The sequence below is a fragment of the Okeanomitos corallinicola TIOX110 genome (assembly GCF_038050375.1).
Classification (GTDB): Bacteria; Cyanobacteriota; Cyanobacteriia; order Cyanobacteriales; family Nostocaceae; genus Okeanomitos; species Okeanomitos corallinicola.
Genome location: NZ_CP150886.1, coordinates 2070643 through 2084722, shown reverse-complemented (window position 1 = coordinate 2084722; position 14080 = coordinate 2070643). Strand labels below are relative to the sequence as shown.

Annotated in this window: 17 protein-coding genes; 9 read left to right on the top strand and 8 right to left on the bottom strand. The window is 37.4% G+C overall.

What is annotated here, in order from left to right; translation table 11 throughout:
• Positions 1-208: 208 nt before the first annotated feature.
• A complete protein-coding gene (locus tag WJM97_RS09160) occupies positions 209-565 on the bottom strand; it encodes an iron-sulfur cluster assembly accessory protein (protein WP_353932729.1) in 357 nt (118 codons plus the stop codon).
• Between the two features lie 324 nt (positions 566-889).
• On the opposite strand from WJM97_RS09160, the gene WJM97_RS09155 reads away from it, so the two are divergent.
• The 4 genes from WJM97_RS09155 (at position 890) to WJM97_RS09140 (ending at position 5459) form a co-directional block, all read left to right on the top strand.
• Positions 890-2521: a hypothetical protein gene (locus WJM97_RS09155; protein WP_353932728.1), complete on the top strand. Its 1632-nt coding sequence runs from the start codon at positions 890-892 to the stop codon at positions 2519-2521.
• A gap of 588 nt (positions 2522-3109) precedes the next feature.
• Positions 3110-3283, top strand: coding sequence for a CopG family transcriptional regulator (locus WJM97_RS09150; protein WP_353932727.1), 174 nt, complete (start codon positions 3110-3112; stop codon positions 3281-3283).
• Between the two features lie 211 nt (positions 3284-3494).
• Complete coding sequence (zds, locus tag WJM97_RS09145; protein ID WP_353932726.1) at positions 3495-4934, top strand: 9,9'-di-cis-zeta-carotene desaturase; 1440 nt, start codon at positions 3495-3497, stop codon at positions 4932-4934.
• A gap of 75 nt (positions 4935-5009) precedes the next feature.
• Positions 5010-5459 carry an SRPBCC family protein gene (locus WJM97_RS09140; protein WP_353932725.1) on the top strand — a complete coding sequence of 150 codons (450 nt, stop codon included), beginning with the start codon at positions 5010-5012 and terminating at the stop codon, positions 5457-5459.
• 48 nt (positions 5460-5507) lie between these two features.
• Here the strand turns inward: WJM97_RS09140 and WJM97_RS09135 are convergent, their stop codons facing one another.
• A complete protein-coding gene (locus WJM97_RS09135) occupies positions 5508-5855 on the bottom strand; it encodes a helix-turn-helix transcriptional regulator (protein ID WP_353932724.1) in 348 nt (115 codons plus the stop codon).
• A 63-nt stretch (positions 5856-5918) separates the two neighbouring features.
• The gene (locus tag WJM97_RS09130) at positions 5919-6767 is read right to left on the bottom strand and encodes a hypothetical protein (RefSeq protein ID WP_353932723.1); all 849 of its coding nucleotides are present in this window, start codon (positions 6765-6767) and stop codon (positions 5919-5921) included.
• A 319-nt stretch (positions 6768-7086) separates the two neighbouring features.
• Between WJM97_RS09130 and WJM97_RS09125 the strand changes: the two genes are divergently transcribed.
• Complete coding sequence (locus tag WJM97_RS09125; protein ID WP_353932722.1) at positions 7087-7683, top strand: type IV toxin-antitoxin system AbiEi family antitoxin domain-containing protein; 597 nt, start codon at positions 7087-7089, stop codon at positions 7681-7683.
• Positions 7680-8612: a nucleotidyl transferase AbiEii/AbiGii toxin family protein gene (locus WJM97_RS09120; RefSeq protein WP_353932721.1), complete on the top strand. Its 933-nt coding sequence runs from the start codon at positions 7680-7682 to the stop codon at positions 8610-8612. The genes WJM97_RS09125 and WJM97_RS09120 overlap by 4 nt, the downstream gene beginning before the upstream one ends.
• A gap of 108 nt (positions 8613-8720) precedes the next feature.
• Here the strand turns inward: WJM97_RS09120 and WJM97_RS09115 are convergent, their stop codons facing one another.
• From WJM97_RS09115 to WJM97_RS09105, 3 genes are all read right to left on the bottom strand, one after another.
• The gene (locus WJM97_RS09115; protein WP_353933135.1) at positions 8721-8960 is read right to left on the bottom strand and encodes a 2Fe-2S iron-sulfur cluster-binding protein; all 240 of its coding nucleotides are present in this window, start codon (positions 8958-8960) and stop codon (positions 8721-8723) included.
• Positions 8961-8977: 17 nt separating this feature from the next.
• Entirely contained in the window at positions 8978-10453 is a 1476-nt protein-coding gene (gene cobQ / locus WJM97_RS09110; protein WP_353932720.1) for a cobyric acid synthase CobQ, read from the bottom strand.
• Positions 10454-10629: 176 nt separating this feature from the next.
• Entirely contained in the window at positions 10630-11034 is a 405-nt protein-coding gene (locus tag WJM97_RS09105) for an Npun_F0494 family protein (RefSeq protein WP_353932719.1), read from the bottom strand.
• 172 nt (positions 11035-11206) lie between these two features.
• Here WJM97_RS09105 and WJM97_RS09100 point away from each other — a divergent pair, with 172 nt between their 5' ends.
• Positions 11207-11644 (top strand): peroxiredoxin, encoded by a 438-nt coding sequence (locus WJM97_RS09100; RefSeq protein WP_353932718.1) that lies wholly within the window; start codon positions 11207-11209, stop codon positions 11642-11644.
• Positions 11645-11769: 125 nt separating this feature from the next.
• On the opposite strand, the gene WJM97_RS09095 is transcribed toward WJM97_RS09100, so the two are convergent.
• On the bottom strand, positions 11770-12144 hold the full coding sequence (locus WJM97_RS09095) for a hypothetical protein (RefSeq protein ID WP_353932717.1): 375 nt from the start codon (positions 12142-12144) through the stop codon (positions 11770-11772).
• A gap of 43 nt (positions 12145-12187) precedes the next feature.
• A complete protein-coding gene (locus WJM97_RS09090) occupies positions 12188-13063 on the bottom strand; it encodes an ABC transporter permease (protein ID WP_353932716.1) in 876 nt (291 codons plus the stop codon).
• A 286-nt stretch (positions 13064-13349) separates the two neighbouring features.
• On the opposite strand from WJM97_RS09090, the gene WJM97_RS09085 reads away from it, so the two are divergent.
• Positions 13350-13811 (top strand): DUF29 domain-containing protein, encoded by a 462-nt coding sequence (locus WJM97_RS09085; RefSeq protein ID WP_353932715.1) that lies wholly within the window; start codon positions 13350-13352, stop codon positions 13809-13811.
• Between the two features lie 76 nt (positions 13812-13887).
• Complete coding sequence (locus WJM97_RS09080) at positions 13888-14013, top strand: hypothetical protein (RefSeq protein ID WP_353932714.1); 126 nt, start codon at positions 13888-13890, stop codon at positions 14011-14013.
• Positions 14014-14080: the final 67 nt, after the last annotated feature.

The following is a 14080-nucleotide window of genomic DNA, read 5'->3' as shown; positions in this document are numbered from 1 at the left end:
AGTCATTTGTCATTAGTCATTAGTCATTAGTCATTAGTCAGAGGTAATTGGTAATTGGTAATTGGTAAAATTATTACTGTCACCTGTAACCTGTCACCTGTAACCTGTCACCTGTCACCTGTCACCTGTCACCTGTAACCTGTAACCTGTCACCTGTAACCTGTAACCTGTCACCTGTCACCTAACATCTGACCATTGACTATATATATTACACTCCGAAGGATTTACCGCAACCGCAGGTTTGAGAAGCATTGGGGTTAGTGAATTGAAAACCACCGCCGATCATGGCATTACTATAATCCAACATCAATCCATAGAGATATAACAAACTCTTGCGATCGCAAACAATTTTAAAACCATCATAATCAAAAACGTCATCCTGGGGAGTGATCTTGCTGATGTCTTCAAAATCCATCATGTAAGACATTCCAGAACAGCCACCTTGACGGACTCCTACCCGTAAACACAAATCTTGCCCTTGTTGAGCTTGGAGAGATTTTACTTGACGTAGTGCTGCTTCACTCAACAAAATGCCACGTTCTTGAATTTGGGTTGCTTGTGTCATCTGTTTTTCCACTCCTTAATTTAGCCTAAATATGATTCAGTGTATGCTGTTGATAGCCGCTAGGCTGATTTTCCTATTTTTTCTTTTATTCTAGCGACATTGACGAGTGAAGAAGTTAAATTCTCCATCTTTGTCAACAGCAGCTTATGATCTTTTATTCTAGAATTGAGAGACTAGGTTGATTTTAAAGATGAAACATCTTGATTTTTGCAGTATTGAAGCCATTTGAGTAACTACAAATCTTCAACAGCCAGGAAAACTTGCTCCTAATCCTAGCTAATACCCATAATTTACTTTTACATAAATTTTTCGACAACTCACTCTATGACAAGTTTTAATCGCTCTACCAATCGTCGGTTGAAGAATTTAACGCAAATGGATTCTATATGGGAGGGTGATCGCCGTCCGTTGTCATCACCAACCCAGCAAAACAGAGACTCAGAAGATTCTCAGGGAGACTGTATTCTCTGGGTAGATGGTTCTCAAGGTATTGTCAGAGGTATGGATATAGTTTCTCCATCCCTTGGTCCAGAAGCAGTAGTCCGCACCTTAATGCGAGCTATGGAGCATCCACACAGCCCAGCAAAACCTGGTAGACCCCAGAAAATTGTGGTCAAAGACCGAGAAATACAATTTTATCTGCGGGGAGTTTTGCAAGATTTGGATATTACCATTGAATACTCGCCAGAATTACCATTAATTGATGAAATGTTCCGCTCTTTTGCGGATATCATTGACAGTCAAGTGCCTAATTTACCGCCTCAATATGCACAACTCTTAACTGAAAAAGCTTATCAAGTCTGGAAAGCTGCACCGTGGAATTTTCTAGAAGAACAACAAATATTATCCATAGAAATAAATAAATGGGATGTCGGGACACTTTATGCCTCAGTCATGGGAATGCTAGGCATGGAATATGGTATCTTATTCTACCGTTCAGAAGATTCTCTCAAACGGTTTCGTGCTGATGTCATGGAAGATGGCGAAGGTTTAGAGGAGGCTTTTTTAAAACAGGATTGTATATTTCTGACTTTTGATCAGGTTAACGAAGATGAAGACGAAGACGAAGACGAAGATGAGGATTTAGCAGATTTACCTATTTCGGAAATTGAACCTACTTTTGGAAATATTCACCCCTTGGAAGGTTTACGTTCAGTTTTATATGAGGAAGAAGCACTGGTAGCACTGGTGGCTACAGAAAGCTTACTGCGTTTTGTGCGTGATTATCGTCATCAGATATATGAGGAAGATTTTCCCCCTCTCAATAAACGTTATCGTATTCCTATCCCTGACAATGATGAAGAGATTAAGTCAGTCTCTGTCAGGGTTTCTACGCTGCCAGAATTAGCAGCAGACTTAGAAGAAATGGCAGGTTTGGGTCTGGATGAAGATGAGTTAGATTCACCAGGATTGCATTCATTAAGAGATGATTTGATCCCAGATGATTCTTTTCTAAATTTGGGGGTAATTTCTTGGGAAATGTTGAATTCTTTACGTCAAGAGGTAAAAATCCATGTAGGAGAGGAAATTAAACCAGTCGGTGATGGTTTACCTGTGATTTTAATTCAAACTTCTCGTCCCAAGGCTAAAACTATTATTGAGAATATTCAAGCTGCTGGAGGATTGAAAGCTATTTGTTTTAATCCAGGAGCTAATCCTTTAGAGGGTGAACGATATGATTTAGGTTTGTTACAAACAGAGAATGAGGAATTGTTCCTGTTTGGGGAATTTTTGGATCATGATCCGACTCATGTTGAGGCTAGGAAAAAATGGAATCAACGCTGTGAGAAAACTAATGGTTATTGCGGCCTGATTATTGCTAAGGGTTTAACCGGTGCTTCTCGTGGCAATCCCCAGTTAAAGGACATGATGGCACTATTTGAAGTGCGATCGCTTTCTGCTCAGGATTTAGGTATCGGTACTCTCCAACTTATGCCCCAATTTCCTAAAAGTTAATTAAAAGGAGTTAGGATATCCTGACTCCTAATTCCTGGATGATTACATGACATTCATGTTGTCACTGTTTAGCTAATAACAGTACAGTACAAACTAACTAAGCAACTAATATTTACCTTCTCCAATCTGAGTTCATATCCGTTTAATTACTGATAATAAATTTTGATTATTTATTTTTGCTTTTCACTTAATCATAACTATAGTTTTTAAGTCTCATCTACCTAAGCATTGATGACAAAATCTCACTTACTTTCCTCATCTCTACCAAGCTATTCCTAAGCCCCGAATTCTTACCAATCAATATCTCATCTAAGTTAGTATGTATAAGTATGAAGTGCGTACTGAGTTATATAATTAAACCCTAATCTGTGGTTTTCTACAATGAACTCTGAAGGTTCTTGCTGCATAATTTATGGTTAAAAAGATCAATATAATCTGTTGACTTTGTTGGAAACTTTACCCAAACTTTACCGAACATTTTTAGTTTTATTGATGATTTTCTGATCTGTTTTCACTATCTCTGATAGTATCATTTTCTCCTTTTACACCAGACATATTCTGGATGACTATTAACACATAGCAAGTTGCATGATAATGACTAATAAAAAATGGGCTGTTAAACGTATCACCGTCAACCTGGCAACCCAGGAAGCAGAAAAATTAGAAAAATATTGTCAACAAACAGGTAGACCAGCTACGGATGTGATTCGTGAACTAATTAGAAGTTTACCTACCTCTGAAGAAACTAAGGAGAATGGGTAATTGGTGACTGGTGATTGGTGATTGGGAAAAATCTTTTTCTCTCCATCTCCCTACACTTTGGCTGTGGCTACGCCACGCAGGCTATCGCTTAGTGCGTCTCCCCATCACCTTTCCCCACTTCCCAATCAATCACCAATTCTGACACCAAGACAGTTACAATTTGTAAAGAAACTGATAACGCAGCTTGGTGTAAGCAATAAGGAAATTGGGAATGCGTGTTGCAATTGTAGGTGCGGGATTAGCTGGTTTAGCTACTGCCGTAGATTTGGCTGATGCGGGTTGTGAGGTACAAATTTTTGAATCTCGTCCCTTTGTCGGTGGTAAAGTTGGCAGTTGGGTAGATGGTGATGGCAACCACATAGAAATGGGTTTGCACGTCTTTTTTGGCTGTTACTATAATCTATTTGAATTAATGGAGAAGGTAGGAGCAGGTAATAATTTACGTCTTAAAGAGCATCTGCACACTTTTATCAACAAAGGTGGCAAAATAGGAGCTTTAGATTTTCGCTTTATTACCGGCGCGCCATTCAATGGCTTAAAAGCGTTTTTTACCACTTCCCAACTTTCAGTTCAGGATAAATTGCAAAATGCGATCGCCCTGGGAACTAGCCCCATTGTTAGGGGTTTGGTGGACTTTGAAGGGGCGATGAGAAATATCCGCGATTTAGACAAAATCAGCTTTTCTGACTGGTTTTACAGTCACGGGGGCAGTAAAGGCAGTATTAAACGGATGTGGAACCCTATCGCTTATGCTTTGGGTTTTATTGATTGTGATCATATTTCTGCCCGTTGTATGTTGACAATCTTCCAGTTTTTTGCAGTCAGAACAGAAGCTTCTATTTTGCGAATGCTGGAAGGTTCACCCCACGAATATTTACATAAACCAATTATTGAATATTTAGAAGCTAGAGGTACAAAAATCTATACCCGTCGCCAAGTGCGGGAAATTCAATTTGCTGAATCTGATCAAGAAACCAAGGTGACAGGGATAGTAGTTGCCCAAAGTGATACAGAAGAAGTAATTACCGCTGATGCCTATGTATGCGCCTGTGATATCCCAGGAATTCAGCGAGTTTTACCCCCAGCATGGCGAAAATGGTCAGAATTTGACAACATTTATAAACTTGATGCTGTGCCGGTGGCGACAGTGCAGTTAAGATTTGATGGTTGGGTGACAGAAATGCAAGATGCCGAAAAACGTAAACAGTTAAATCAGGCGGAAGGGATAGATAATTTGTTATATACTGCCGATGCAGATTTTTCTTGTTTTGCTGATTTGGCTTTAACCAGTCCCGCAGACTATTATCGTCCTGGTGAGGGTTCGTTGATGCAGTTGGTGTTAACACCGGGAGATCCGTTTATCAAAGAAAGTAACGAGGCGATCGCCCAACACGTGCTTAAACAAGTTCATGAATTGTTCCCTTCGTCCAGAGAACTAAACATGACTTGGTACAGCGTAGTTAAACTAGCTCAATCTTTATACAGAGAAGCACCAGGAATGGACGCTTACCGTCCTGATCAAAAAACTCCCATACCTAACTTCTTCCTAGCAGGTAGTTACACCCAACAGGATTACATTGACTCGATGGAAGGTGCAACAATTTCTGGAAGACGTGCAGCAAAAGTCATTCTAGAAAGTGTGAAGAAATAGGTGACAGGTGACAGGTGACAGAAGGGAGTTTACCAATCACCAATCTAAAATCTAAAATCTAAAATCTAAAATCCAATGGCTGAATGGTTAGAACATAGTGTACAGGTAGAAGTCGAAGTTCCCATAGAATTTGTATGGAGCTTGTGGTCTGATTTAGAACAAATGCCGAAATGGATGAAATGGATTGATTCTGTGAAAATTTCACCCGATGATCCAGAAATTTCTATATGGAAATTAAGTACAGGTGGTTGGGATTTTAACTGGAAATCTCGTATTCTTAAAACTATTCCCAATCAAATAATTCAATGGGAATCTGTGGATGGTTTACCAAATCAAGGGGCAATTCGTTTTTACGATCGCCATGAGGGAGGTAGCATTGTGAAAATGACTATTTCCTATGCTATCCCTGGTTTTTTGGGTAAGTTGATGGATAATTTGTTTTTGGGAAAGGTTGTAGAGTCAACTATTCAAGCGGATTTGGAGAGGTTTAAGGAATACGCTTTGAATGCCAAGAGTGATGGATAGAGATGGGGGAATTTGGCAGTAAGTTTTTTATTTACTGCTAATTTCGTTTTAAGAAGAAGCGGAAGGAATTTTTACAGGTTCAATTTTGGTATTGGAATTGATTTCTTGATTAGGGATAAAGTGAATTGCCACAGAATAGCCAGCGGCAGCAGCAAGTTTAGTTAAAGTTTCCAATTTAGGTATTTGTTTACCAGATTCAATTCTAGCTAGATGTGGTTGTTTAATGCCTACTTTTTCTGCAAAATCTCTTTGGTTTAAGCCCATAGAATTTCTCAGTGCAATGATTTTTTTTGCTAACTGAAATTCTAATTCCAGTGCATCATATTCAGCTTTTACCTCTGGATCTGCAAGCAATTCTTCGCGGATAGATTGCCAAGAAATTGTTTTGGTAGTCATTGCTGTTCACCTTTTTCGTTACTATAATTTATTTTTAAAACAATACCTTATTGTTTAATTTCTTTAAAAATCAAATTCCTGTTCTTCTGAAGATGTTATTTCTTGAAAAAGACCTGTATTAACATCAAAATCAATATTTGTTTCAGAATTTCCATAATTAACATGAACTAGCAAAAGATATTTAGGTAATAGTATTTCTCTTAAGTCATAGGCATCAAGTTCTTCATTTTCATAACCTTTCATAATTCTTATCAAGTCTTGGTCAAAATCTAAATCTAGTCCTCTAAAGTATCTAAATATTATTTGATAGGCTAAAGGAACAGAGAATTTGTATATACCTTTTGTATCTATAGAGGTTTTACTATTTTTATCTTTCTTCAAATAATCAGGAACGGTTGGAATAATTGATTTTACAATATTAATAGGTACAACTGCTGTATGATTTCGTCTTGCAGTTGATGGAAAAAATGAATAATCATGAAATTTATCAATTGGGTTATAATCATACATCAGTAACATAGGATATTGGAGATTCTTACTAATTCTATTTAGTTGATTAACCTTAATCTCTTCAAATTTTCCTGTTTTCTTATGTCTAATTTTTGCTTCCAGAGAAGTAACACCCTCAAAATGATTCCTATCAGCATCTGTAATTTTTACAATAAACCCTATGTCACCAAATAGCCTTTCAGGATTACCACTAAACTTATATGCTGCTGAGTTGATACTGATAGTTGATGAAGATAAACCATTAATTTGAAGATTACGAAATAGTTTTCTATATTCAAAAAATATTTTGTGGGTAATGTAATCTTCTTTCCAATCTATAGGATAACTATCTAATATTTGTTGACGAAAAATATTTTCTAATTCACTATATAGGTTCATGATAGACATATTTAAAGTTTTCATTTTGCCTTAACTTTCAAGTTATTTTTATGTCAATAACCAATTTTAACACTAATATTTACCTATAATCCACATTCCGCACACCCATGTGTTACAATTTATAATTTTTGATTACTGAATACATCGAAGTATAAATTTTAGGTTCTCAAATCTCCAAACGACTAATTTTCATTGTGTGAAAGTTTAGGGTGCGGAATTTGGGATACTTTAACCAGAAAACTTGCCAGAATTTTGTGATAAAATGTAGATACTTATTAATAAACTACCTACAATTTATCACAAATGTAAAAAATACGGCATTAAAGATGAAAAAAATGTAATTATGTCCAAAACCCAGAAAATACTCAATTACTCCACCAAAACAGCAGTAATTAGAGCCAAAGACATAGAAGCAAAAGGTATTCACAGAGAATATCTCAAACGTCTAGAAAACGAAGGTTTACTTGTACGTTCTGCTCGCGGTGTTTATACTTTTACAGATGCAGAAATAACAGAAAATCATACTTTGGTGGAAACTGCAAAACGAGTTCCTAAAGGTATCATTTGCCTTCTATCTGCGCTTAATTTCTATCAATTAACAACTCAAACACCCTTTGAAGTTTGGTTGGCAATTCCTCAAAAATCCCGTCCTCCTAAAGATCATCTGCTACCACTGAGAATTATTTATATGTCTGGTAAATCTTTAGAAGCAGGAATTGAAGAACATATCATAGAAGGTGTGACAGTTCGTATATATTCTTTGCCAAAAACAATTGCAGATTGTTTTAAATTCCGTAATAAAATTGGTCTTGATGTGGCTTTAGAAGCCCTCCGTGAATCTTGGCGGGGAAAAAGATGTTCAATGGATGAAATATGGTATTATGCCAAAATTTGTAGAGTACATAATGTGATGCGTCCTTATTTAGAATCACTCCCATGAAATCAAAAAAGCCTATTAATATAGCTGCATCTATTAAATCTAAATTACTGACAATATCTAAAACCAGAGGGGAAGATTATAATTATTTATTGACTCGTTATGTGGGAGAAAGATTATTATATAGGCTAAGTCAATCTTCATATCAAGCACAATATGTTTTAAAAGGTGCTACTCTTTTCAAAGTTTGGCATGGTGAACCCCATAGAGCGACTAAAGATTTAGATTTACTCTGTTTCGGTAATAATGAAATTGAATATTTAGTGAATGTTTACAAAGAAATTTGTGAAATTGAATGTGAGGAAGACGGAATTATCTTTTTATCTGATTCCGTGAAAGGAGAATTAATTAAAGAAGATCAGGAGTATGAAGGGGTAAGAATTAAATTAAAAGGAAAATTATCCAACATTGAAATTGCTATTCAAGTAGATATAGGATTTGGTGATGCTGTTACACCTGATGCGGAAGAAGTAGAAATAGAACCTATTCTAAATCTACCAAAACCACGTTTACAAATTTATCCACGGGAGACAGTAATCGCGGAAAAGTTTCAAGCAATGGTTTCTCTTGGTATTAGCAATAGTCGGATGAAAGATTTTTATGATATTTGGTTTCTGTGCAGAAATTTTGAATTTAAAGGAAGTTTACTTTGTCAGGCAATAAATAACACTTTTCATAGACGTAAAACAGACATCCCAATTAAAGAACCTTTAGCTTTCACAGAAGAGTTTTTTAATGATGCAGATAAACAAAAACAGTGGCAAGCCTTTAAAAATAAATTAAAAATAGAACAGATACCAAATTCATTGAGTGAATTAATTCACGAAATCAAAACTTTTCTCATGCCACCTTGGGTAGCAGCAGCCCAAAATGAAAACTTTGATAAAATATGGAGGATTTCAGGCTATTGGCAAGATGCCAATAATCAATAATTTTGGCGTTATATTCTATCTCTATTCCCAAAATTTGTAGAGACACAGAATAACCATGTCCCTACAGCATATTCCTGATAACTAAAAAACAATCAAAAAAATAATTACTTACCAAGTTGGATCACTAAAAAGATGTATGGTTAATTCCTCTTTTCCTGGAGGAACAGGTGTCAAACAAGCGCGGATCACTTCCCCATCATCTAATTCCACAGTGCAAGCATGACAAGTTCCCATTAAACAACCAGTAGGAATTGATACCCCTGCCCTATCTGCAACATCTAATAAGGGTTCTCCGACTTCGGCCTCAACGGTAATATTATCTGGTAGAAAACGGATCTTCATAGTTATTAATTATTGCTCTTTATCTAAGACAAAAACGGTGTTAAATCTAAATGAGTTTCGATTTCCGTAGCTAAAGAATCTAAAATTTGTTCTCGTTGATCTCGATAATTAGCAACACCTGTAGGTAAAGATTTTAAACCTCTTTGTTGACGCAGACGATTTAACCATGCACGTCGCCAGGGGCCGTTATCAAAAATCCCGTGTAAATAAGTACCCCAAACAGATTGACAACTATCTACCAAACCTAAGTTAACATCATCAAATAGCGGTTGACAGATATTTTTACCTGTTGGTTGTTCTAGACGAGATCGTCCTTGATGAATTTCAAATCCATTTACAGGTAAACCCATCTGGGGATAATTAGAAGTAACTTGACGCTGACGAGCTATTTTTTGTCCTGTAATTACAGTTTTCATGGGGAATAAATTTAACCCTTCATATCTGCCAGCTTGGCCTTCTACCCCTTCTGGATCAGCTACTATTTCTCCTAACATTTGGAAACCGCCACAAATACCTAAAACCGTTCCCCCAGAAGCCGCATAGTTTTGAATTGCTGCCGCCATCCCAGTTTTTTGCAGCAGGATCAGGTCAGCAACTGTGGTTTTTGTACCGGGAATAATTACAGCGTCGGGATGTCCTAAATCTTGCTTAGGACTCAGGTATCTTACTGATACGCTGGCTTCTGATTCCAAGGGATCAAAATCAGTAAAGTTGGCAATTCTCGGTAAACGAATCACAGCGATATTTAATTCAGATTGTTCTTTATGGGGTTTGCGTTCCAGTAAGTCTAAAGAATCTTCCGCCGGAAATACTTCCTGTAGATAGGGAATAACACCAACAACAGGTATTCCTGTGCGTTCTTCTAACCATTTGATCCCAGGTTCAAGAATTGATCGCTGTCCCCGGAATTTGTTAATGACTACACCTTTGATTAAAGCTCTTTCGTCGGGTTCTAATAGTTCCAAAGTACCAACTACATGGGCAAAAGCACCACCTCGGTCAATATCAACGACTAATAAAGTAGGTGCATTCAAATGTTTCGCTACCCGCATATTAGTTAAATCACGGTGCTTGAGGTTGATTTCTGCGGGACTTCCTGCACCTTCACAAACGATTAAATCAAATTCTGTTTCTAGTAGTTTGAGTGATTCTTGAATTGCGCGCCAACCGATTTCAAAATATTGGGCATAGTAATCTGTTGCACTAACGTTGCCGACAGGTTTACCTTTGAGGATGACTTGAGAAGTCATATCACCTTGGGGTTTAAGTAGAATAGGGTTCATTTCTACTAAGGGAGCTACTCCCGCAGACCAAGCTTGCACTGCTTGAGCGTAACCTATTTCTCCACCACTGGCGGTGACATAGGCGTTTAAAGCCATGTTTTGACCTTTAAATGGAGCGACTCGCCAGCCACGGCGTGACAGAATACGGCAGATAGCTGTAGTTATCAGTGATTTCCCAGCGTGGGATGTTGTTCCCACTACCATGATTGATTTCATAGATTGACTTTTATGTTTTTTGAGCGGCGCTACAATTTTGGGTTGAAAGATTTGTTATTTGCTAGTCTGCTCATCAAACGAAAAAAAGAGCAGATCAAAAAACTAGGATCAGGGATCATAATTTCCTAAACCTAGCTTTCACTTTGACTTGCTTATTTGAAGATGTCAATTTTTCTCTAAAAAGGTAGTCGAAACCAACGGGTAATGGCATCATTAACGCGATCGCCTAATGATGGGCTAGGCCAAGTTGTATTTAGGAATTTTTCTACTAATTGATAACCCAGAGGTGTGAGCCGAAAACCGTCGGTAATACCTTGTCCATCCACTTCTCGCCGCAATATTCCCACTTCGATTAACCAACCTAAAGCATTATCACAGACTAATTCTGACAATGGGCGTTTGGTGTAACCTGTTTGAAAACCTGTTTCTGTGGCGATCGCCCCCAAGGATATACTCTGGGTTTGCATGGCTGTAAATAAACTCAGATGAAAAGGTGAACAGATCAGCGATCGCTCGGCTCTCTCTAATGTTTTCTGAGTGTAAACAAAGGGTTTCGGGTTTGGAGAATCTAATGTAGTCATAGGTTTATTGTTGCAGGGTGTGGGGAGTTGGGGTGATGGGGTGAAAATTAATTCTTTATTTTCAAGTTATTCTTTCTCCTAACTCCTTCTTACTGTCACCTGTCACCTGTTCCTTGGTAAAGTATTGTAAAATCTCAAGAGCATCAACAGTCTGAAACAGGAAAGGTTAATTATGGCACTAGCAGTTGGTACAGTTGCACCTGCATTTACCACTAAAGACACAAACGGCAATACAGTATCTTTATCTGATTTTGCTGGTAAAACAGTAGTTCTGTATTTTTACCCCAAGGATGACACACCAGGTTGTACCAAACAAGCTTGTAGTTTCCGGGATGCCCAACCTGAATATCAAGGTAAAGATGTTGTCGTTTTGGGAGTAAGTAGTGATGATGAAGCTTCCCACCAAGCATTCACCGCTAAATATAATCTGAATTTCCCCTTACTAGCTGACACTGAACAAGCTCTCATTAAAGCTTACGATGTTGATGGTGGTGGTTATGCCAAGCGCGTTACCTACGTCATTAGCCCCGAAGGCAAAATTACTCATGTTGATGGTGCTGTTAACACAACTACCCATGCTAGTGATGTTTTAGCTGCACTTGGTTTGTAGTTTTTTAGAAAAATCTTTTGGGGTGGGCATCTTGCCCGCCCAAGTCGTATCTCATAGTAGTGGGAAGTGCTGTAAAACCTCAACTTCTAACCCTACCGAGGATGAAAAGTTGAGGTTTTTGTTGATCATTTATCAGCAGGTAAAATCATCAATGGTGCTGCATTTTCACCGTTTATAGTTGGTGAACTGGTACTTGGTTGTTGCTGAAGCCAAAGTTTTCTTTGTTTGGCTCTAAAAGCCGCTGCGGCATCATTTAACTGTTGATTTTGTTCTTGCTGATTCCAGTTTAAGGGACCAAACTGGGCGCGGTGCATCAATTCAAACATATTAAAATCTGAGCCGTTACCAAATAATGAGTTGGCGTTTCTATCGGTTTCCAAACTACTAAATGGTTGCTCAGTATCAGCTAAACTAGGTTGTGCTACTAAGAAAGAAGCAAAGCTAATTCCAGCAAAGGTAGCAATTAGGATTTTGTGAACTGGTAAGAATGGTTTTTTCACGAGATTTCCCCTCACATTGTACAAATTTAATCATGCTTCTATTTTAAGCTAGTGTCTTGCGTAATCTAGGTTGAATGCTCAGTAAAGCTACTACTGCAAATCCTAGTAATACTAACAATGCACCCCCAAAGGTAATATCACCCCAGAAAGTGTGCATTACTACATCATTTAATCCCCAGTTGCTGTGGAGATATAAGTAACGAATTGGTTCTATGGCATAGCTGAGGGGGTTAAGGGTGGCGATAACTTGCAACCAACCTGGCATAAAGGATAAGGGTGCTAAGGCGGTGCTGGCAAATAGTAAAGGTAAGTTAGTAACAAAAATTACTGCAATTAATTCAATGTGTCCGGGTAATGCAAAGGCTAAACCCAGGGAAATAGCAGTTACACCTAAAGCGAGAAGGAAGACGATGAGGGCGATCGCACTCAAGCCCGCAGCATCAGGTAAACCTGCACCTAAAAATGCCGCCGCACCCACAATAACCGCCGCTTGCAGTAAACTTTGGCTGATGATAAAAATCGCAGAAGCAAACACAATGGAAAACCGAGAAGCTAAAGGTGCAACCAATAAGCGGTTTAAAAAGCCAAATTCCCGATCAAACATCACTGGTAAACCTGCATTTAATGCCCCAGCAAAGGCGGTAAATACTATTACACCAGCGGCTAAAAATTGCCCGTAATTTGTCGTAGCACCAAATAAACCTTGGGGGGCATTTTGGAATAATGCACCAAACAATACCAACCACATTACAGGTTGAATAATTCCTGCGGCTAAACTGGAAGGACGACGTTGTAATTGAATAAATAAACGACGGGTTAATGCTAGAGTTTCTTGGACTATTTCACCGAAGAAATTGGGTGGGTTTTCTGTTGATAGAGTGGGAGAGGTTATTTGCTGAAAATTGATATCTGTCTTCATAACATTTTTAACATTAGATATACAGGGTGTAAAATGTAAGAATTCAGGAGTCAGGAGTCAGAATATTTGATAAATCTATAAGATTATCAATCAATAGGTGATTTCTAGTCTAACCCTTAACAACCTGATGGCTGAATGCTTACTGTAAAATTAAGGAATCTGAATTATAAACATTTGCTTTTTTGGGCATGAGCAAGAAATATTTATAATTCTTAATATGACATTATATCAAAAAATGATTGAGAAAAGAAATTGCTCAATTTATACCAAACTGGGAGAATAGCAGATGATGTCTAAATTACTAACTCAAAATCTTTATGAACAGGATTATCATTTATGGTTAGAAACAACATTAAAACAATTACAAACTAAAGATTTAGAAAATTTAGATTGGGAACATTTAATTGAGGAGATAGAAGCATTGGGAAATGAGCAAAAGCGGAAATTAGAAAGCTATTTATTACAACTTCTCAAACACTTACTACTCTATCAATATTGGAGCGTTCCCGACTGTCAAAATCATTGGGAATTAGAAATTGATAATTTTCGAGTTGAATTGAGAAAATTAACTAAATCAAAAAATCTCTATAATTATATGTTGAAAGTGTTAGGAGAAGTTTACAATGATGCAAGAAGACAAGCAAAAAAGAAAAGTGGTTTAAATAATTTTCCTGATCAATGTCCTTACACTGTTGAGCAAATTTTAGATGTAGATTATTTACCACAATTTACTTACGGAACAAAATAAGTATAGAATTTATTTACAGTTCATTTAACTATAATTTAGCACAATATTTTTTAGAGAAAGCACTGATATCTGTGTTATGTTAGTATCAGTTACATTTTTGACAGAAAAAAGACAAATGAATCCAAATACTCCACCCACATCATTTAAACTGGTAGTTCACTACATCAACGGTACATCCCAAACATTTGAAGTTCCTGTTTAGGGTTGGTCACAAACTGGTAGTGCAGCAACTCAATTGATGAATATTGGGAAAGCAGATAAATTGTTTT